The sequence below is a fragment of the Amycolatopsis sp. NPDC006125 genome (assembly GCF_040614195.1).
Lineage (GTDB): Bacteria > Actinomycetota > Actinomycetes > Mycobacteriales > Pseudonocardiaceae > Amycolatopsis_E > Amycolatopsis_E tucumanensis.
Genome location: NZ_JBEXTZ010000035.1, coordinates 1 through 19,752 on the forward strand (window position 1 = coordinate 1; position 19,752 = coordinate 19,752).

The following is a 19,752-nucleotide window of genomic DNA, read 5'->3' on the forward strand; positions in this document are numbered from 1 at the left end:
GCCAGCGGCCAGCCGTCCGGGGCCAGACGCTTTCCCGGCCAACCGCGAACAGCCTCAGGCCAGCGACGTGAGCACCGCGGCGGCGAGGGCGCTCCGTTCCACCATGCCGCTCACCGAGACGTGCTCGTGGCGTGCGTGGGCGCCGTCGCCGGTGGCGCCGAAACCGTCCAGCACCGGGACACCCAGTGCGGCCACGAAGTTGCCGTCGCTGGCGCCGCCCACCGCGCATTCCCGCAGCGTCACCCCCATCTCCGCGGCCAGGTCCCGCGCCCGCGAGAACAACGCCGCGATCCCGGGCGACCGTTCCATCACCGGGCGGTTCCAGCCGCCCTCCACGGTCACCGTCGCGCGGGGGTCGGCCGCCGCCAGCCCGGCCAGCGCCTCCTCGATCCGCGCCGCCTCGGCCGCGCTCGACACGCGCACGTCCACCTCGCCCCAGGCGGAGCCCGCGATCACGTTCCCCCGCGAACCGCCGCCGACCACGCCGACGTTCACCGTCGTCCCGGCCGCCAGGTCCGTCAGCCCGTGCAGCGCCAGCACCACCCGCGCGATCTCGTCCACCGCGCTCGCGCCCTTGCCCGGGTCGAGCCCCGCGTGCGCCTCCACCCCGGTCGCGGACACCCGGTAGATCCCGACGCCCTTGCGCGCCGTCTTCACCGCACCGTCGGCCGCGGCCTCGAACACCAGCGCCGCCTGCACCCCGGCCGCCGACTTCTCGATCACCGGCCGCGACACCGGGCTGCCGATCTCCTCGTCGCCGTTGAGCACCAGCCGCACCGGCGGCCGCGGCAGCCCCGCCGCCTCCAGCGCCCGCAACGCCCACACCGCCTGCACCAGCCCGGCCTTCATGTCGAACACACCCGGCCCTGTCGCGATGTCACCGTCCACTGTGAACGGCCACCCGTCGAGTGTCCCTTGTGGCCACACCGTGTCGTAGTGGCACAGCAGCAGAACCGGCGCGGCGTCCGATCCCGCGTAGTCGTAGACCCGGACGTCGCCGAACTCGCCGCCCTCGGTCACGCCCACCGACGCCGGCTCGCCGAGCCGCGCCCGCAGCCAGCCGTCCAGCCAGGACAGCCCGGCCTCCAGCAGCAGCCGGTCGGTGCTCGGCGTCTCCAGCCCGGTGTACCGGCCCAGGTCGTCGACCATCTCTTCGCGGTGCGCCCGCGCCCACTCGTGCAACGCCCGGACATCGGTCACAGCATCCGCTCCAGTTCGCTCAGGTGATCTTCCGACATCAGCCTGCGTCCGCTCTCGACGTCCCGCAAGAGGGCGAGCACCGCCGCCAGCAAGGGCACCCCGCCCAGCTCCAGCACCGGCCGGTAGTGGTGGTGCACCTCGACCGGCCGCCGCCGCACCGCGATGTCCCGCCAGATGCCGCTGCGGTCCTTCGGCTGGGTCCGCAGCCACGCCACCAGCCGGTCCGTCGCCGCCTCCCGTGCCACCGGCGACGCCGACGGCAGGTACGCGCCGGGGTCGAACTGGTCGAACGGCTCGAGCACCCGGTCGCCCGCGGCGGCCAGCACCTCCGCCGTGATCGCGTGCATCAGCGGGCGATGCCGGTCGATCAGGTCCGCCATCGGCGCGTCGGCCAGCGCCGTCGTGGTCAGCATCGCGCCGAAACCCAGCTTCGACCACAGGAACCCCTCGACGTTCGCCGTCGCCTTGGCCGGGCCCCACGCCTGCAGGTCGGCCACGATCCGCTCGACCCGCGGCGTGATCCGCCCGTCCGGCTCGCCCACCACCAGTGCGCCCGCGCCGCCGTCCTGGACGACGCCGGGCTCGACCACGTCGGCGAACAGGTTCACGAACGCCCCCACCGTCCGGTCGGCGCCCACCGCCGCCGCGATCGCCTGCTCGTTCAGCCCGTTCTGCAGCGACACCACGAACCCGTCGGGCGCCAGCCGCGGCGCGAGCCAGGGCAGGACCTGCTCGGTCGCCTGCGCCTTCACCGCCAGCAGCACCGGGCCCAGAACCGCGGGCGCCTCGTCGGGTGAACACGCCTCCACCGCAACGCTCGCGTCGCCCCCGGGACCCCGCAGCACCAGCCCGTGACGCCGGATCGCGGCGACGTGCGCAGCGTCGGTGTCGACGATCCGCACCGGGTGCCTGGCCCGCGCCAGGTGGAACGCCAGCGTGCCGCCGATCGCCCCGCCGCCGACGACCGTGTACGGCTCAGACATGCGAACTCCCCTCCTGGACGGCCGTCGCGCCGTCCCAGTGCAACGGCAATCCCGGCGCGCCGGCGGTCGAACCGCCATCCACGCGCAGCACCGCGCCGGTGATCCACGCGGCCTGCTCGCCCGCCAGCCAGTGCACCGCCTCGGCGATGTCGGCCGGCTGACCGCGCCGCCCGAGCGGGTTGACCGACACCGCGGCCGCGTACTCCTCGGTGACCGGGTTCGCCGCGCTGTCCACGGTCACGAACCCCGGGCTGACCGCGTTGACCCGGATGCCGTGCGGCCCCAGCTCGACGGCGCACGCCTTGGTCAGCATCTCCAGCGCCGCTTTCGACGTCGCGTAGTGCGCTGCGCCAGGACGGGCTCGCGTCGCCGCGCCCGACGAGATGTTCACCACCACGCCGGAGCGCCCGGCCGCGACGCAGATCCGTCCGAACGCGACGGTCGTGAGCATCGCCGCGCGCACGTTGACGTCCTGCACCCGGTCCCACGTCGCCGCCGTCATCTCCAGCAGCGGCGTCGCCGGGTAGATCCCGGCCGCGTTGACCAGCACATCGACATCGGAGTCCACGAGGGACTCCGCGAACGAGGCGTCGGCCAGGTCGCCGACCCGGCACTCGGCGCCCAGCCCGGCAGCCACCGCGGCGAGCCGATCACCGTCCACATCGGCCAGGGTCAGCCGGTCACCGCGGAACCGGGCGGCGATCGCGGCGCCGATCCCGCTCGCGGCGCCGGTGACGAGCACGTGCCGCACTACAGCTCCTTACCCTTCGTCTCCGGCATCGTCGTGTAGACGGCCAGGCCGATCACCGCGGCGATCGCCACGTACAGCCACACCAGGTGCCCGAACCCTTGCGCGTTCATCCAGGTCGTCACGTACGGCGCGGTGCCGCCGAACACGGCGACGGCCAGCGCGTACGGCAGCCCGATGCCGGTGGTGCGCACCTCGGGCGGGAACTGCTCGGCCATGATCACCGCGCAGTTGGCCGAGTACCCGACGATCAGCACCATGCCGACGATCTCGATGAGCAGCAGCGTCCAGAAGTCCGCCGCCAGGAAGTGGAACGCGGGCCAGGAGAACAGCAGGAACCCGGCGGCGAACGCGGCCATCGTCGGCTTGCGCCCGATCCGGTCGGACAGCAGCCCGCCGAAGGGCAGCAGGATCAGGAACACCACGATCGCGAGCGTGTTCGCCAGCAGCGCCTGCCGCAGCGGGATGCCGGTCGCCAGGTGCGCGTAGGTCGGCATGTAGGTGACCCACACGTAGTAGATGAGCGTGCCGGCGATCGTCACGCCGGCGACCCGCAGCGCGGCCTTCGGGTGGTCGCGGAACATCGCCACCAGCGGGTTGCCGCGCGGCCGGTCCTTGATCCGGGTGAACGCCTCGGTTTCGTGCACCGAGCGGCGCAGCCACAGCCCGACCAGTCCGAGCAGCCCGGCGATGCCGAACGCCAGCCGCCAGCCCCAGCTCTGCAGCTGCGCGTCGGACAGCGTCGAGTTCAGCACGGTTCCCATCAGCGACGCGATCAGCGCGCCCGCGCCGACCGAAACCTGCTGCCAGGACCCGGCGAACGCGCGCCGCCCGCGGGCCGCGGACTCGATGAGGAACGCCGAGGACGACCCGAACTCGCCACCGGCGGAGAAGCCCTGCACCAGCCGTGCCAGCAGCAGCACGATCGGCGCGAGCACCCCGATCTTCGAGTACGTCGGGCACGCCGCGATCACCAGTGACGCGCCCGCCATCAGCGAGATGGTGAGCGTCAGGCCCTTCTTGCGGCCGTGCCGGTCGGCGTAGGCGCCGAGCACCGCGCCGCCGATGGGCCGCATCACGAACCCGACCGCGAACACGGCCAACGTGGACAGCAGCGCGGTGGTTTCGTTGCCCGGCGTGAAGAACTGCTTGGCGAACACCGGGGCGAAGGTCGCGTACACGGCCCAGTCGACCCATTCGACGGTGTTGCCGACCGCGCCGGCGACGATCGCCTTGCGCTGCGCGGGCGAGAGCCGGTGCTCCTGGGCGGTCGCGGCGTGGGTGGTCACGGTGCCTCCTGCTCGGCGAGGACGTGGGCGACGACCTGGGCGTGGGTGGCGAACCAGACGTCGTGGCCGCTGATGTGCTCCAGCAGCTCGGTCAGCACGGCCATCCGCGAGCGGTGGCCGATGATGTGCGGGTGCAGGGTCAGCTGGAACAACCCGCCCTCGGCGTGGGCCGCGTCGAACTCGTCGCGCCAGATGGACAGCACCCCGCGCGGCGGCGTGTACGGCCGCAGCGACGCGAAGCGCTCCATCATGAAGTACGGCGCGTCGTCGCGGATCCACTCCACCGGCAGCTCGACGACCCCGGTCGGTTCGCCGTCGGCCAGCAGCTCGTAGCAGTCGTCGTCGGCCATCAGCGACGAGTCGTAGGCCAGCCCCAGCTCACGGGTGATGGCGAGCGTGGCGGCGGAAAAGTCCCAGGACGGCGTGCGGATGCCCACCGGACGGGTCCCGGCCAGCCGCTCCAGCGTGTCCGCGGCGCGGAAGGCGAGGTCGCGCTCGGCCTCCGGCGGCAGGGAGGTGTTGCGCTCGTGGATCCAGCCGTGCAGCGCCACCTCGTGCCCGCCGTCCACATAGGACTTCACTTCGCCGTCGTGCAGCAGGGCCGACACCGCCGGCGTGAAGAACGTCGCGGGTGCGGAGAACCGCTCCAGCAACCGCAGGATCCGCGGCACGCCGACACGCGCCCCGTATTCGCCTTGCGCGAGCTTGCCGGGCAGCACCTCGCCGTCGCGCAGGGCGGGCGTCTCGTGGTCGGAGTCGAACGACAGCGCGACCGCCACGCGCGCGCCGCCGGGCCACGACGACGGGCGCAGCGGCCGCCCGGCCCGCACCCGTCCGACGTGCCCGCGCCAGGTGGGCTCGTCCCACTGCCAGGGGTGGAGCTGGTCGTTCACGCTTCCTCCAGGATGGTGCGGGGAGTGGGGGTCCAGGCGCGCTTGAGGGTCGACACCTGGAGCGTGACGTCGGCGGCCTGCAGCCCGGGCAGCGCGCCCACGACGTCGGTGGTGTGCCGGTAGAGCTCGCCGTAGTGCCGCAGCACGACCTGGCCGACCAGGTTGAACCGGCCGGTCGTGGCGGACAGGTACCGCGTGCCGGGGTGGGCGGCCAGTTGCTGCCCGGCGGCGTCGAGGTGGCCGGGCAGCACCGACAGCCACAGCATGAACTCGACGGTGAAGCCGAGGATGCCCGGCTCGGCGAGCGTGCGGAAACGCAGGCAGCCCCGCTTGACCAGCGAGTCCACCCGCCGCGCCGCGGTCGATTCGCTGCTGCCGACCTGGCGGGACAGCTCCTTGAACGACATCCGGCCGTCCTCGCCGAGCGCGGCGATGATCGCCAGGTCCAGCTCGTCGAGCTTCTCCGGCGGCCGCTCCCACAGCTGTTCTTCGAACGGCCGCACGTCTTCACCACGCAGGCCCGCGACGGCGTCCGGGCCGAGGACGCCGGAGTCCCAGTCGTGGTTGGACGTGAAGGTCCGCATCACGGCGAGCGTCTCGGTCTCCAGGACGTCGCCGCCGACGGGCAGGCCGTCCAGCTGCAGCCGCGCCACGTCGGAGTGCGTCGGCAGCACCAGCTCGGCGGTGCAGTCCGCGCTGCCGGTGAGGACACTGGCGTAGCGGGTCTCCGGGCGCGCGGCGACCGCCTCGGCGACCGCCCCCGCGGTGCCGGGACGGCAGCGGAACCGGACCAGGACGGGCACGCCGAGCCCGCAGCGCAGCACGTCCACCACGCCGATGACGCGCAGCTGCCCGCTCTCGGTGAGCTGGGCGGCGCGGCGCAGGACGGTCGACTCGCTGGTGCCCGCGTACTTGGCCACGGCGCCCCACGACGCCCGGCCGTTGAGCTGCAACGCGGCGACGATCCGGCGGTCCAGCTCGCCAACCTTGACGTCATTCTGCATGCCAGCGATCGTCGGTGCAGGAAAACGTCATGTCAAGAAAAAATATGGGGGAAACATGCGCGAAACCCGGCGGGTGACTCCTTCGAGACGAGGCCAACGAGGACGAAACGCCAGGTCGGGGCCGGTGGATCGGTGGACACCCCGAACCTCCCGTGATAGGACAACCGCACCGGGCCTCGGGCGCAGGGGAGGGCAGCGGCATGTCACGGAGCACCTCCGCCGACGGTCTGCTCACCACCCGCCGGGAGGTCCGTGGTTCCGCTGTCGTGGTGCACGTCGCCGGCGAGGTGGACTTCAGCTCGCTCGGGCACCTCCAGGAGGAGCTCAGCACCGCGGTGACCGTCGCGACCCCGCCCGCGCCCGTAGTGCTCGACCTGCGGGACGTCGAGTTCTTCGGCTGGTGCGGCCTGACGCTGCTGATCAACTCCGACGACCGGTGCACCCGCAACCACACGCCGCTGCGGGTCGTCGCGGCGAGCGGGACCGTGCTGCAGCCGCTGAAGCTCGCCGGCCTGGACCGGGTGCTGCCGGTGTACTCGACCCTGACCGGCGCGCTGGCCCAGTCCGCGCCCGTCGCCTGAGGGCGGTTCCACGGGGCGAACGCGGAGCACTACTGTGTGTTCACCCACCAGCTCGCGAGAAGGTGTTGTGATGGCTTCTTCGCCCAGCCAGGTGCCGGTCGGCGTCGACCCGACCCGGCCGAGCATCGCCCGCATCTACGACGGATTCCTCGGCGGCAAGGACCACTACGAGGTCGACCGCATGGTGATGCGGAAGATCAACGAAGCGGTCCCGGAGGCGGTGGACATCGCCCGCGGCAATCGCGGCTTCCTCAACCGCGCCTGCCGCTTCCTCGCCGGCCAGACCACCGTGGCCCAGTACCTCGACTGCGGTTCGGGGTTGCCGACCGCGGAGAACACGCACCAGATCGTGCAGCGCGCCAACCCCGAGGCGATGGTCGTCTACGTCGACAACGACCCGGTGGTCCTCGCGCACGGCCGCGCGCTGCTCGAGGAGAACGACTTCGTGCACATGACCGAGGCGGACATCTTCGAGCCGTCCGAGGTGCTCGGCGACGAGGTCGTGCGGCGCCACCTCGACTTCAGCGAGCCGCTGGTGCTGCTGCACGTCGGCACGATGCACCACTACGAGGGCGACGGCGCCGCCGGCATCATGCGCGCCTACATCGACGCGCTGCCCTCCGGCTCCTACGTGGTGTTCTCGCACTTCTTCGACCCCGAGGTGCCGGAGCTGACCGAGGTGGCCAAGCGGATCGAGAACATCCTCGTCAACGGCCCGATGGGCGCCGGGCGGTTCCGCACGCGCGACGAGATCATGGCGATGCTCGACGGCCTGGAGCTGATCAAGCCGAACGCGCTGTCCGAGCCCGGACTCGCCGTCTGCGACGAGTGGTGGCCGGACGGCCCGCGGCTGGCCCCGCTGAGCCTCGCGGCGCGGTGCATCGTCGGGGCGGTGGGGCGCAAGCCGTAGCGGCCCGGCTGGTCGAACCTGACCTGCCCACGGGCTTGCCGTCCCGAGCGGTGGTCGGGCGGGCTGGCGGGGAAGTGCTGGCCCGGGTGGCCGGACGGCCCGCGCGCCGCGCGTCTGGCGGCGCTCACGTGAGCGACGGGTGGTGTCGGACCGGCCTGGGCGAACTGTGGTGGCCGGACGGCCGCGGCTGGCCCCCTGAGCCTCGCGGCGCGGTGCATCGTCGGAGCGGTGGGGCGCAAGCCGTAGCGGCCCGCCGGGCCGGTCCGCGGGTGGCCGGTCTACGGGCTTGCCGTCCCGAGCGGTGGGTCGGGCGGGCTGGCGGGGAAGTGCTGGCCCGGGTGGCCGGACGGCCCGCGGCTGGCCCCCTGAGCCTCGCGGCGCCGGAAAACTTGTCATCCGCGTGCGTGTTCCTGGCTCAAAAAGCGGCGGGCGCGTGAGTTCCCCACAACAGTCCCTTACGGACGGCCGGGGGCGCGGGGCACGATGACGCCATGGGCGCCGTTGACCAGGTGGTTCTGCGTGGTCGCGATCGTGAGCTGACGGTGCTCCGCCGCGCGCTCGGGGACGCCCGGGACGGCCGCGGCGGCGGTCTCGTCGTGCTCGGCGAGCCGGGTTCGGGCCGGACGGCGTTGCTCGCCGCGGCCAGGGCCGAGGCCGCCGGGTTCGGCGTCCGCGAGGCCAGGGGCGTGGCCGCCGAACGGCACCTCGCCCACTGCGGCCTGCTCCAGCTCCTGCCGGAACTGACCGATCTCCCCGCAGAGCCGCTCGCGCTCGGCCGCGCCGTGCACGCGGCCCTGACCGCAGCCGCGCCGCTGTTGTGCCTGGTCGACGACGCCGACCTGCTCGACCCCGAATCACGCGAGGCGCTGGCCTTCGCGGCTCGCCGGCTGTCCGGCGCCGGCGTGCTCGTGGTGTTCACGGCCGAGACGCCGCTCGACGGAGTCCCCGCGGTGTGGCTCGAACCGCTCGGCGCGGAGGACAGCGCCCAGGTGCTCGCCGACCACGGCGTCCCCGAACCCGTCCCGGACCTGCTCGACCTGGCCTCCGGCAACCCGCTCGCCCTCACCGAGCTGGCCGCCGAGGGACGGATCCCGCCGCACAGCCGACTGCGCCGCGCGGTCCGCGAGCGGCTCGCCGCGCTGGATCGCGGCGCCCGCGAGATCGCCCTGATGGCGGCGCTCGACGACTGGCTGGACGTGGACACCCTGGTCCGCGCCACCGATCGGTCCGGAGTGGACCTCCGCGCGCTGGAGGAGGCCCGGACGGCCGGGTTCGTCCGCCTGGACGGCGATCACGTCCTCACCGCCAGCCCGCTGCTGCAGGCATTGATCCGCGAGGAGGCGCCGCTGGCCGACCGGCGCGCCACCCACACCCTCCTGCTGTCCGTGCTGGACCCGGACCGGCACCGGCTGCGCTGCACCTGGCACCGGGCCGCGCTCGCCGGAGGCGCGGACCCGCGGCTGGCGGGCGAGCTGCTGGAGTCGGCGTCGGAGTTCTGGCTGGCCGGGCGGCCCCGGCGGGCGCGGGCGTTGCTGCGCCAGGCCCGTCCGCTGGCGCGGGGCACGTCCGTGCGCGGCGTCGCCGACCTGCTGCAGGGCAGCCTGGAAATGCGTGAGGGCATGCCGGCGGTGGCGAGCCAGACGTTGCTCGTCGCGGCGAACCAGCTCGCGGGGGCCCAGCGCGACCACGCCCTCACCGCGCTGATGCTGGCCGGCGAGGCGAGCTGCCTGGCCGGGGACTACGTGCGGTACTACGCGATCGCCGACCGCGCGCAGCAGCTGCGCCGCCCCGACGACTCGCCACGCACCCGGCTGATCCTGGACCACTTCGCCGGCATGAGCGACGCCTTCCGCGGACGGCACGACCGCGCGGCCGCACCATTGCGCCGGGTCGTCGGGCTCGGCGGGGTGCTGGACGAGCCGGTGGCGAAGATCTGGGCGAGCCAGGCCGCCTACACGCTCGGCGACGCCGCCCGCGCACACGAACTGGCCGTCGGCGCGGTCACCTCGGCGGGCAGCCGCGGCACCACCGCGGTCGTGCCGTGGGCGCTGGTGTACGTGGCGGTGTCGGAGTTGCTGCTGGACCGGCATTCGGCGGCGCTGTCCAGCGCGCTGGAGGGGCTGCGGATGGCACGCACGATCGGCCAGCCGAACTCGGCGGTCGACCACCTGACGATCCTCGCGCTGGAGGCGTCCCTGCGCGGCGACCGGGAGACCGCGCAGGCGCGGCTGGACGCGGCCGGGCACGAGGTCGCCACCCGCGGGCTCGGGCGGCCCGGCGCGCTGAGCACGTGGGCTTCGGCCTGTGTCGACCTCGCGGAGGACCGGCCGGAGGACGCGCTGGACCGGTTCCGCCTGATGGCGGCCGGCACCGGCCGGGTGCACCCGGGGATCCGGGCGATGGCGACGCCGCACTTCGTCGAGGCCGCCGCGCGCTGCGGGCAGACCGTGAAGGCAGCCAAGGCGCTGGCCCCGTACGAGGACTGGGCCCGCAGCACCGGCAGCGACGTCCGGATGGCCCTGTCGCACCGCTGCCGCGCGCTGCTCGGCGAACCGGACGCCGACGAGCACTTCGAGACCGCGATCGAGCTGCACCGCGCCAGCCAGACCGCGCTGGAACTGGCCAAGACCGAGCTGTTCTACGCGCACCGGCTGCGCCGCAACCGCAAGGCGCGGGCCGCGCGGGAGCTGCTGCGGGACGCGTTGAAGATCTTCCAGCGCTACGACGCGCCGCGCTGGGCCGAGCGCACGACGGCCGAGCTGCGGGCGGCGGGGGAGTCGGTGCCGGGCTGCGCCAAGCCGGCGGAACTGACGCCGCAGCAACTGCAGATCGCCCGGCTGGTCGCCGAGGGCGCGACCAACCGGGAGATCGCGGCGCAGCTGGTGATCAGCCACCGCACGGTCGACCACCACCTGCGCAACATCTTCGCGCGCCTCGGCATCCGGTCCCGCGTGGAGCTGGCCGCCCGCTTCCGCTGACTGGCGATTTCACCGATGCGCGTGGTTGGCGGCCTTTGCCAGAGTTCCCTGGTTCCCCTCTCACGGAAAGGGAGTTCGAACGCATGGCACGTTCACCAAGACACCTGGCCCGGCTGGTCACGGCGCTGGCCCTGGTCGCGGGCACCGCCACCGCGACCGCCTCCGCCCAGGCCGCCGACAACCCGTACGAGCGCGGGCCCGACCCCACCGAGTCGAGCATCGAGGCCAGCCGTGGCCCGTTCGCCGTCTCGCAGACCACGGTTTCGTCGCTTGCCGTCAGCGGCTTCGGCGGGGGCACCATCTACTACCCGACCGACACCAGCCAGGGCACGTTCGGCGCGGTCGCGATCTCGCCGGGGTACACGGCCGACCAGTCCAGCATCGCCTGGATCGGGCCGCGCCTGGCCTCGCAGGGGTTCGTCGTGTTCACCATCGACACGATCACCCGCTACGACCAGCCGTCCAGCCGGGGTGACCAGCTGCTCGCCGCGCTGGACTACCTCACGCAGCGCAGCACGGTGCGCAGCCGCATCGACAGCAGCCGTCTCGGCGTCGCGGGCCACTCGATGGGTGGCGGCGGCACCCTGGAGGCGGCCGACGAACGGCCCAGCCTGCAGGCGGCCGTCCCGCTCGCGCCGTGGAACCTGCGGAAGAACTTCTCCAGCGTGCAGGTGCCGACGTTCATCATCGGCGGCGAGTCCGACTCGGTCGCGCCGGTCTCCTCGCACTCCGAGCCGTTCTACACGTCGCTGCCCAGCTCGCTGGACAAGGCGTACATGGAGCTGAACAACGCGTCGCACTTCTTCCCGAACACGTCCAACACCACGATGGCGAAGTACATGATTTCGTGGTTCAAGCGGTTCATCGACGACGACACGCGTTACGACCAGTTCCTCTGCCCGAACCCGAGCGGCCTGGCGATCGAGGAGTACCGGTCGACCTGCCCGTACTGATTCCGCTGGCGGACGGCGGATCAGGAGTCTTCGCGCTCCTGGTCCGCCGTTTCGCCGCGGTGCTCGTCTTCTTCGTTGCCGCCGCGGGGCCCGAACCCGGGCGCCGGCTCGGGCGCGCCGGGACCGGCATCCGCGGCGGCGATGCGCTCTTCGCCCAGGTGCGGGTCGGGTTCGAAGGGTGAGGTCGTCATGCCGGCCGGGTACCCGGCGGGGACGCGATCATGCGGGCAGGATGCGGTCGCCGGGCCGGATCGTGCCGCCGGCGACGATGCGGCAGTTGAGCCCGGACCGGTTCGCCAGCGGTGCGAACACCGGCTTGCCGAGCAGGTTCTCCAGGTAGCGGCACGGCACGTTGAGCCGTCCGCCGAACAGCACGGTGCCGCCCACGCGGAAGTGCTTGCCCACCAAGTGGTTCAGCGGCACGTCGCGGGTGAGCAGGTTGCGGCGAGTCTCCCCGGGTTCGAGGGTGAGCTCGTGGTCACGGGCGAGGGTGACCAGCGTCTCCTCCTCGATCAGGGTGACCTGCCGGTCCTCGTGCGGGCGCGTCGAGTAGAGGCCGCGGCCGGTGGCGTACCGGTCGCCCTCGATGCCGTGGCCCGCGACGAGGACCGCCTCGTCCAGTTCCACCATCGCGGCCCCGGCGGTCTCGGCGGTGAAGATCCGCAGCAGCTCGCCCGCCCAGGTCATGGCGCCTTCACCCCGCCGGGGGCCAGGACGGCGCGCCCAGCTCGCGGGAGATCGCACGGGCCGCCTCGCGGACCGCGCCGGGGACGGCGGGTCCGGCTGGCCAGTCCGTCATCGGCACCACCACGCCGATCGCCCCGGCGATGTCCTGCCCGGCGTCGAAGATCGGCGCGGCCACGCAGCATTCGCCGATCACCGCCTCCTCCACCTCGGTCGCCAGCGCCTCGCCGCGCACCTGCTCAAGGTGCGCGGCCAGTTCCGCCGGGTCGGTGATGGTGTCCCGGGTCATGCTGCGCAGCGGCTCCGGCGCCAGGCCGGGCGACCACGCCAGCATCGCCTTGCCCAGCGCGCTCGCGTGCGCCGGGATGACGATCCCGACCTCCGGCATCTGGCGGGACCCGTCCGGGCGAGGCTCGTGGTGCACGATCATCACCTCGCCCGGCAGCAGCACCCCGGTCCGCACCGCGCAGCCGGTCGTGCGCGCCAGCTCCGCCGCCCAGGTGAGCGCGCGGGACCGCAGTTCGAGGGTGTCGAGGTAGACGTTGCCCAGCTTGAGCACCGCCGGCCCGAGCCGGTAGCGGGCGGAGTCGCGGTCCTGCAGCACCAGACCGTGGGCCTGCAGGGTCTTGATGATGCCGTGCACTGTGGACGGCGCCAGCCCGAGCCGGGCGGCGATCTCGGACAGGCTCAGCCGCCGTTCCGCCTGCAGCACGCCGAGCACGCGGACCGCCCGGTCGACGGACTGGATCATCGGCGCACCCTCCTGCCAGCCGTACTTTACAACAGTCCCGCGTCGTTCTATGTTCGGAAGACATTCGATAATGTCGAATGACAGTCGACGATGACGGAGGGGTGGCATGGCGGCACGCCAGCTCGTGAACGATCCGGACGACTTCGTGCGGGAGGCCCTCGAGGGGCTCCAACGCGCGCACCCGGACCTCGTCCGCTACCACGAGGACCCGGCGTACGTGGTCCGCGCGCGGCAGGCGGACAAGGTCGCGCTGGTCTCCGGCGGTGGCTCCGGACACGAGCCGCTGCACACCGGTTTCGTCGGCAGCGGCATGCTGGACGCCGCCGTGCCGGGCGCGGTGTTCGCCAGCCCGACCGCGTTCCAGATCCGCGCCGCCATCGCCGCCGCCGACCGCGGCCGCGGGGTGCTGCTGATCGTCAAGAACTACACCGGTGACGTGCTGAACTTCCGCATCGCCGCCGAGCTGGCCGCCGACGACGGCATCGAGACCCGCACCGTCCTGGTCGACGACGACCTCGCCACCGACGGCCAGGAGGACGGCGCGCCGGGCCGTCGCGGCACGGCGGCGGTCGTCGCGGTGGAGAAGATCTGCGGCGCGGCCGCGGAGAACGGCGCGTCGCTGGACGAGCTGGCCGCGCTGGGGGAGCGGATCGTGTCGTCGGCGCGCACGCTGGCGCTGGCGCTGGAGGCGTGCACGCAGCCGGGGCAGGACCGGCCGTCGTTCGACCTGCCGGACGGCGAGATCGAGTTCGGAGTCGGCATCCACGGCGAGCACGGTGTCGGGCGGCGCCCGTTCGCGCCGGTGCGGGAGCTGGTGGGCGATCTGACGAAACCGCTGGTGGCCGCGCTCGGCCTGGACCGGGGCGACGAGGTGATCGCGATCGTCAACGGCCTCGGGGCGACGCACGGTCTGGAGTTGTCGGTGGTGCACCGCGAGCTGGGCGGGTTCCTGGACGGGCTGGGGGTGCGCATCGGGCGCGCGCTGGTGGGCTCGTACGTGACCGCGCTGGACATGCGGGGCTGCTCGATCACGCTGCTGCGCGCCGACGACGAACTGCTGGCCCTGTGGGACGCGCCGGTCCGCACGCCGGCCCTGACGTGGTGAAGGAGACCATTGTGGACACTCGTGCCTGGATCGAGCGGTTCGCCGCCGTCATCGACGAGCGTGGCGCCGAGCTGACGGAGCTGGACCGGCGCGCCGGTGACGGCGACTACGGCACCAACCTCCGGTCCGCGCTGGCGAAGGTGCGGGCGAACCTGACCGCGGACGACCCGCGCACCCCGGGTGAGGTGTTCACCGCGGTGTCGAACGCGTTCCTGCACACGGGCGGCACCAGCGGCCCGCTGTTCGGCATGTGGTTCCGCGAGTTCGCGAAGGGCCTCGGGGACGAGGTGTCGGCGCGGAGCCTGGCGCGCGCCGCTGGCGAAGCGGAAGCGACGGTCCGTCGTCTGGGTGGCGCGGAGGTGGGCCACAAGACGATGGTCGACGCGATGGTACCGGCGGCGGAGGCACTGGCCGCCGCGGCCGAGCGGGGCGCCGACGTGGAAACCGCGCTGAAGGACGCCGCCGCCGCGGCCGACGCCGGAGCCCGCTCGACGGAGGCCTTGCTGGCGAAGCGCGGCCGGGCGAGCTACGTCGGCGAGCACGCGCGGGGCGTCACGGACCCGGGCGCGCTGACGGTCGCGTGGTTCTTCGAGGCGGCGACCAAGTAGACCCGGGACGGCGCGACCACAGGGGTGCGGCCGCGCCGTCCCGCAACCACCCGCGCAGCGCTCCCCACGCTGAAGGTGAAGCGCCGCGTGCCGCCCGACCGGTTCGCCCACGAGATCGAGGCGCTGCACGGGAGTGGGGGGCAGCTTCCGGAGCCCATATCGGAATCAGCGCGGTCGCCGCCGCAGCAAGGCCGGGTCGATGTCGGCCGGCGGCTCCGGCGCGCCGAGGTCCGATGGCGAGTACCCCTTTGGGTAACCGGGGTAGCTGCGCACCTTCGAGTTCAGCAGCTTCGACTTCCGCCGCGGCGGCAGCAGCCGCACCACCGCTGATCGCGCGTGCAGGCCGGCCCGTGCCGCGCGCCCCACCCACGCCGGGCTCGGCCGGAACCCGAACGCCGCCAGCATCCGGTCGTCGAGCAGGCTCTTGGCGCCCATCGCGACCGCGGGCCGCAGCGGTTTCGGGTACCACGCGCAGAACAGGTCCAATGTGTACCGGCCGATCCGGTTGTTGTCCGCCGAGTACACGAAGTTCGCCTCTTCGTAGGCGTCCTTGAACTTCCGGAAGGAATCGTAGTCGCCGGGGATGTCCTTGATGCCCATGCGGCGGCCGACTTCCCGGAAGTAGAAGTAGGCCGCCTGGCGCTCGTTCTCGTGCAGCGGCCGCCAGCCGAACTCGTCGATCCAGTCGATCGGGTCGTAGACGAACGTCGACAGCACGTACAGCATGTCGTCGTTGCTGATGCGGTACCGGCCGTGCATCCGGTTGACCGTGCTGAGCGCCTCCCGCCCGCGCGGCGAGTCGTACCCGTTCTCGGCCAGCTCCGCCATCAGCAGGGCGGTGTCGTCGTAGCGCTTCTGCGGCCGCTTCTCGAATTCGCCCGTCGCGGCGAGCAACCGCGATATGCTCGGCACGCAGTACGTGCGGAACAGGGCGAACTCCAGCGCCCGCTGGTAGTCCCAGGGGAACTCGAAGCCGATGGAGATGCGGTAGATCTCCTGGTGGTCCCGCTCGGGGTCGCACCGCTCGATCCGGCGCAGCCAGTATCCGGTCATCGCCGGCCTCCTCCTCGTTCGATGTCGACCAGTGGTGCTACCCCAGCCACTCCGCCCGTGACGAACCGCGCGGCACCAGCACCGTCCGGTAGTGGCCCGGCGTCGCGGACATGTGGACCTGGTCGGTGACGCCCTGGTAGTGCCCGAGCGGCGTCTCGGCGGTGAACGTCTCCGGGTCCAGGTACGCGTGCTCCTCCCCGCGGCCCGCGGTCTCCGTCGCGTACGCCTTGTCGAACACGCCCAGGCTCAGGATCCACAGCGCGGCCCGCGTCAGGGACACGTGCACCCGGTAGCTGCCGCCGTCCCGGGCGCGCCGCGTCAGCGCCTCCACGATCCCCGCCGCCAGCAGCCACGACACGATGTAGTCGTTGACCACCAGGATCGGCGGCAGCGCGGGCCGCACCCCGTCGCCCTCCAGGTGCATCATCCCGACCAGGCTGCCCGCGCTCTGGTCGAACCCCACGCGGTCCGCCCACGGGCCCTGTTCCCCGTTCAGCGACGCGGTCGCGTGGATGATGCCGGGCCGCACCGCCGCGGCCTCCTCCGCCGAGAACCCGATCTTGGCCAGGTAGCCCGGCCGCCGGTTGGCGTAGAAGACGTCCGCGTCCCGCAGCAGCGACCGCAACAGCCCGGCGCCTTCGGCCTCGTACGGGCTCACGGTCGCCGACCGCACCCCCACGTTCGCCGTGATGTAGGTGACGTCGTGCTCGAGTTCGTTGGGCCGCCACACGTTCAGCACGTCCGCGCCGTGCAGCGCGAGCGCCCGGCCCACCCCGGCGCCCGCGATGACGTGCCCCATCCCGAGCGCCCGCACCCCGGCCAGCGGGTCCTCCGCCGGGCCGAGCGGTTCCGGCGCGCTGTCGCCGATCTTCGTGACCTCCACCAGCGGCAGGTCCGCCAGCACCTCGCGGTAGTGCGGCTCGGCCATCAGCTCCGCGGGCGTGCGCAGCATCGGCAGCACCGCGCCCGCCGTGACCGCCGCGCTCTCCAGGTCCCGGCCCCGCCACTTCGCGATCGCCGCGGCGACCGCCTCGGTGTCGTCGGGCACGCCGAGCAGTTTCTGCGCCGCCAGCTTGATCTTCGGGTACGGGTTGAGCGGCATCACCCACTCGTCGTCCGCCGTGCGGTAGAAGCGGAAACCCAGCGCCTGCGACGGGTTCGCCGGAGCGCTCGCCGGATGACCGTTGAGCAGCTCCCACTTCCGGTCGTAGAACGGGCACAGCCGGTGCGGCGCCACCCGCAGGTCGACTGCGATGTCCTGCCCGTCGCCGCCACGCGACCGCCACAGCTTCGCGATCGCGGCGGACTTCGCGGCCAGTGCGATCGCCGCCGACCCGCCCAGCCGCAGCGTGCTCGGCACCACCGGGTCCGCCCCGCGGAACGTGATCGCGCCGCCGGTGTCGGCCGGGCTCATCCCGATCCCGGCCAGCACCTCGGTCAGCTCGGCGTGCGGGTCGAACTCGTCGCTCGTGGCCGGCTCGGCCACGGCGGCGGTGATGCGGTCAGTGAGCGACATCGTCGAGCAGCTCCTCGGGGATCGGGACGTGCTTGGCGCGCAGGTACTCGCCGACGGCCTTGCCGACCTGGTCGGCACGCAGGTTCGCCGACCCGCCGGTGCCGAGCAGGCCGCGCAGGACGAAGTGGACGGCCCGCAGGTGCGGGAACTCGTGCCGGACGATGTCCAGTTCCGCCGCCTCCGGCAGCAGCTTCCGCAGCTCCGCCGTGGACAGCGCCTGCCGCAGCCACGGCCACGCGCGCTCGTCGGGCACCCACACCCCGACGTTGCTGTTGCCGCCCTTGTCGCCGCTGCGGGCGTAGGCGACCGCGCCCAGCGGCGCCTTCCGGACCCGGTCCGGCAGCGGCCGCTCGGCGGGTTCGGGGTGCACCGGCTGCGGCTGGACCGGCGCGGACGGCGGCGGCCCGATCGGCAGCGTGCGGCCGTCGTCGAGGACGACGCGGTGCGCCACCTCCGACATCGGCAGGAGCGCGGGCCAGTAGTCGATGCGGGGCCTGCTGCGGCCGGTCAGCCCGGCGCCGCCGTCGTGGTAGAAGCCCGGGATGCTCTGCAGGTACAGCGATCCCAGCCGCGCGGGCAGTTTCAGCTCCGCCAGCGGCTCCGGGGTCGCGGCGACGGCCATCACCCGCAACGCGACCGTCGCGTCCCACTGCGTCTCGGGGTCGGTGGCCGCGGTGCCCAGGCGCGTGATGTCCAGCTCGACGCCCTCGGGCAGGTCCCGCGTGATCTGCGCGCGCAGCAGGGCGACCTTCGCGTCCACGTCCGGCGCGGTGACGTAGACGGTGTTGACGAGCGTGTGGCCGATCGCGGCGAACACCGCGACCTTCGTCGTCGGCGGGGGCGGGGAGCCGGTGGCGCCGGTGACCGCGACCCGGTCCGGCCCGGCCGCGGTCAGCCGCACGGTGTCCAGGTGCACCGTGACGTCCGGGTTGAGGTAACGCGGGCCCTGGATCTCGTAGACCAGTTGCGCCGTCACGGTGTCGACGGTGACCGCGCCGCCGTGCCCGGCGTGCTTGGTGATCACGCTGCTGCCGTCCGCGGCGACCTCGGCGATCGGGAAACCCGGCACCAGCATGTCCGGGATGCGGGTGAAGCCGGAGAAGTTGCCGCCCACGGCCTGCGAACCGCACTCGATGACGTGGCCGGCGGTGACCGCGCCGGCGAGCGCGTCCCAGTCGTCGACCGCCCAGCCGTGCCACCACGCGGCAGGCCCGGTGACCAGGGAGGCGTCCGCGACGCGACCACACACCACGATGTCCGCGCCCTCGGCGAGCGCGGCCGCGATGCCCCAGCCGCCCAGGTAGGCGTTCGCGGCCAGCGGCTCGTGCCCCCAGGACGCCAGCGGCTCGCCGGTGTCCAGGTTCTCCAGCCGGTGCCCGGCGTCGGCGTACTCGCCCAGCCGGGACAGCACGTTGTCGCCCTCGACGTGCGCGATCCGCAGCGACACACCCTCGTCGGCGGCGACCTTGCGCAGCTTCTCCGCGAGCGCGGCGGGGTGGAAGCCGCCCGCGTTGGTCACGACCTTCACGCCACGCCGCGCGATCGCGGCCAGGTGCGGGCGGATCTGGTCGACGAAGTACTCGACGTAACCGCGCTCGGGGTCGCGCCGGTAGCCGGTCGCGAGGGCGGCCAGGGTGACCTCGGCGAGGTAGTCGCCGATCAGGACGTCGACCGGGTCACCGCTCATCGCCTCGTCGATCGCCGTGAAGCGGTCCCCGAGATAGCCGGAGAAGTTCGCGATCCGGACAGCGGTCATCGGCGGCACCTCCAGTGGTCCGGTCCCGACGATAGCTCATTAGCGATCGTTAGGTAACGGCCTCAGGCGATCTTCGACACGGCGAGGAAGACTTCGGTGCAGTGCTCCACCAGGTCCTCTTCGGACAGTTCGAGGTTGCCGTCCAGCCACGAGGTCAGTGCTTGGGACAGCCCGCCGACCAGCATCTCGGCGAGCAGGTCCAGCCGGGCCGTGGAAGGCATCCCGTAGAACTCGCGGGCCTGCAGGCCGAGCAGTCCGGCGAACCACCGCGCGGACGCGGCGCGCCGCTCGGCCAGCACGGTGTTGTTCAGGCTGGGGGAGAAGAGCAGGAAGCCCTTGCGTGGATCTTCGGCGATCGTGCGGACCAGGCGGCTCAGTCCGGCGTGGGTCTTGGCGCGCGCGTCGCCGGGCGCGGACTGGACGGCCTCCAGGGTCGTGGCCGCGATGCCCTCGACCACGGAGTCGTACACCGCGACCGCGAGCGCGTCCCGGTCGGCGAAGTTCTCGTAGAAGTACCGCGCGGCCAGCCCCGCCTCGCGGCACACGCCCCGCACGGTCAGGTTCCGGTCGCCGTCGCGCGCGCCGAGGAGTTCCAGGCCGGCCTCGACGAGCTGGGCGCGGCGCTCGGCCTGCCGGTCCTCGCCCGCGACGCCGCCGTAGGTGCGCAGCGATGTCGATTCCACACCCCCATCTTGACAGGTGCGCACCGGCCGCGCTGCAATATCTGCGAACACACGTGA

At 73.0% G+C, this 19,752-nt stretch carries 19 protein-coding genes; 6 read left to right on the plus strand and 13 right to left on the minus strand.

Going from position 1 to position 19,752, the window contains the following annotated elements; genetic code table 11:
• Positions 1 to 54: 54 nt before the first annotated feature.
• From ABZ193_RS19300 to ABZ193_RS19325, 6 genes are read right to left on the minus strand one after another with little or no spacing between them, the layout of a single operon-like run.
• A complete protein-coding gene (locus ABZ193_RS19300) occupies positions 55 to 1,200 on the minus strand; it encodes a M20/M25/M40 family metallo-hydrolase (RefSeq protein ID WP_354710846.1) in 1,146 nt (381 codons plus the stop codon).
• Complete coding sequence (locus tag ABZ193_RS19305) at positions 1,197 to 2,183, minus strand: 2-dehydropantoate 2-reductase N-terminal domain-containing protein (RefSeq protein WP_354710847.1); 987 nt, start codon at positions 2,181 to 2,183, stop codon at positions 1,197 to 1,199. The genes ABZ193_RS19300 and ABZ193_RS19305 overlap by 4 nt, the downstream gene beginning before the upstream one ends.
• Positions 2,176 to 2,934, minus strand: a complete 759-nt coding sequence (locus ABZ193_RS19310) for an SDR family oxidoreductase (protein ID WP_354710848.1) — start codon at positions 2,932 to 2,934, stop codon at positions 2,176 to 2,178. Before ABZ193_RS19310 ends, ABZ193_RS19305 begins: the two co-directional genes overlap by 8 nt.
• Positions 2,934 to 4,220 (minus strand): MFS transporter, encoded by a 1,287-nt coding sequence (locus ABZ193_RS19315; RefSeq protein ID WP_020421375.1) that lies wholly within the window; start codon positions 4,218 to 4,220, stop codon positions 2,934 to 2,936. Before ABZ193_RS19315 ends, ABZ193_RS19310 begins: the two co-directional genes overlap by 1 nt.
• Entirely contained in the window at positions 4,217 to 5,113 is an 897-nt protein-coding gene (locus ABZ193_RS19320; protein ID WP_354710849.1) for a polysaccharide deacetylase, read from the minus strand. Before ABZ193_RS19320 ends, ABZ193_RS19315 begins: the two co-directional genes overlap by 4 nt.
• Positions 5,110 to 6,117 (minus strand): Lrp/AsnC family transcriptional regulator, encoded by a 1,008-nt coding sequence (locus tag ABZ193_RS19325; RefSeq protein WP_020421373.1) that lies wholly within the window; start codon positions 6,115 to 6,117, stop codon positions 5,110 to 5,112. Before ABZ193_RS19325 ends, ABZ193_RS19320 begins: the two co-directional genes overlap by 4 nt.
• Before the next feature lie 200 nt (positions 6,118 to 6,317).
• Between ABZ193_RS19325 and ABZ193_RS19330 the strand changes: the two genes are divergently transcribed.
• The 4 genes from ABZ193_RS19330 to ABZ193_RS19345 all read left to right on the plus strand — a co-directional run bounded on the left by ABZ193_RS19330 (position 6,318) and on the right by ABZ193_RS19345 (position 11,539).
• Positions 6,318 to 6,698 (plus strand): anti-sigma factor antagonist, encoded by a 381-nt coding sequence (locus tag ABZ193_RS19330; protein ID WP_020421372.1) that lies wholly within the window; start codon positions 6,318 to 6,320, stop codon positions 6,696 to 6,698.
• A gap of 70 nt (positions 6,699 to 6,768) precedes the next feature.
• Positions 6,769 to 7,608, plus strand: coding sequence for an SAM-dependent methyltransferase (locus tag ABZ193_RS19335; protein WP_027936348.1), 840 nt, complete (start codon positions 6,769 to 6,771; stop codon positions 7,606 to 7,608).
• Between the two features lie 491 nt (positions 7,609 to 8,099).
• Complete coding sequence (locus ABZ193_RS19340; RefSeq protein WP_354710852.1) at positions 8,100 to 10,586, plus strand: LuxR C-terminal-related transcriptional regulator; 2,487 nt, start codon at positions 8,100 to 8,102, stop codon at positions 10,584 to 10,586.
• Between the two features lie 83 nt (positions 10,587 to 10,669).
• Positions 10,670 to 11,539, plus strand: coding sequence for a dienelactone hydrolase family protein (locus tag ABZ193_RS19345; protein WP_354710853.1), 870 nt, complete (start codon positions 10,670 to 10,672; stop codon positions 11,537 to 11,539).
• A gap of 20 nt (positions 11,540 to 11,559) precedes the next feature.
• Here ABZ193_RS19345 and ABZ193_RS19350 read toward each other — a convergent pair whose 3' ends face one another.
• Genes ABZ193_RS19350 through ABZ193_RS19360 form a run of 3 tightly spaced genes read right to left on the minus strand, consistent with a single transcriptional unit; the run spans position 11,560 to position 12,974 of the window.
• Entirely contained in the window at positions 11,560 to 11,730 is a 171-nt protein-coding gene (locus ABZ193_RS19350; RefSeq protein ID WP_354710854.1) for a hypothetical protein, read from the minus strand.
• A 28-nt stretch (positions 11,731 to 11,758) separates the two neighbouring features.
• Positions 11,759 to 12,226 (minus strand): MOSC domain-containing protein, encoded by a 468-nt coding sequence (locus tag ABZ193_RS19355; protein ID WP_354710855.1) that lies wholly within the window; start codon positions 12,224 to 12,226, stop codon positions 11,759 to 11,761.
• A gap of 7 nt (positions 12,227 to 12,233) precedes the next feature.
• A complete protein-coding gene (locus ABZ193_RS19360) occupies positions 12,234 to 12,974 on the minus strand; it encodes an IclR family transcriptional regulator (protein ID WP_123685832.1) in 741 nt (246 codons plus the stop codon).
• Positions 12,975 to 13,080: 106 nt separating this feature from the next.
• Here ABZ193_RS19360 and ABZ193_RS19365 point away from each other — a divergent pair, with 106 nt between their 5' ends.
• Positions 13,081 to 14,079: a dihydroxyacetone kinase subunit DhaK gene (locus ABZ193_RS19365; RefSeq protein ID WP_020421364.1), complete on the plus strand. Its 999-nt coding sequence runs from the start codon at positions 13,081 to 13,083 to the stop codon at positions 14,077 to 14,079.
• 11 nt (positions 14,080 to 14,090) lie between these two features.
• On the plus strand, positions 14,091 to 14,687 hold the full coding sequence (dhaL, locus tag ABZ193_RS19370; RefSeq protein WP_084506189.1) for a dihydroxyacetone kinase subunit DhaL: 597 nt from the start codon (positions 14,091 to 14,093) through the stop codon (positions 14,685 to 14,687).
• 165 nt (positions 14,688 to 14,852) lie between these two features.
• Here the strand turns inward: dhaL and ABZ193_RS19375 are convergent, their stop codons facing one another.
• The 4 genes from ABZ193_RS19375 to ABZ193_RS19390 all read right to left on the minus strand — a co-directional run bounded on the left by ABZ193_RS19375 (position 14,853) and on the right by ABZ193_RS19390 (position 19,695).
• Positions 14,853 to 15,740 carry an oxygenase MpaB family protein gene (locus ABZ193_RS19375; RefSeq protein WP_237337170.1) on the minus strand — a complete coding sequence of 296 codons (888 nt, stop codon included), beginning with the start codon at positions 15,738 to 15,740 and terminating at the stop codon, positions 14,853 to 14,855.
• A gap of 37 nt (positions 15,741 to 15,777) precedes the next feature.
• Positions 15,778 to 17,256 (minus strand): CoA transferase, encoded by a 1,479-nt coding sequence (locus ABZ193_RS19380; RefSeq protein ID WP_354710856.1) that lies wholly within the window; start codon positions 17,254 to 17,256, stop codon positions 15,778 to 15,780.
• A complete protein-coding gene (locus ABZ193_RS19385; protein WP_354710857.1) occupies positions 17,243 to 19,012 on the minus strand; it encodes an acyclic terpene utilization AtuA family protein in 1,770 nt (589 codons plus the stop codon). The genes ABZ193_RS19380 and ABZ193_RS19385 overlap by 14 nt, the downstream gene beginning before the upstream one ends.
• 62 nt (positions 19,013 to 19,074) lie before the next feature.
• Complete coding sequence (locus tag ABZ193_RS19390) at positions 19,075 to 19,695, minus strand: TetR/AcrR family transcriptional regulator (protein ID WP_354710859.1); 621 nt, start codon at positions 19,693 to 19,695, stop codon at positions 19,075 to 19,077.
• Positions 19,696 to 19,752 lie beyond the last annotated feature (57 nt).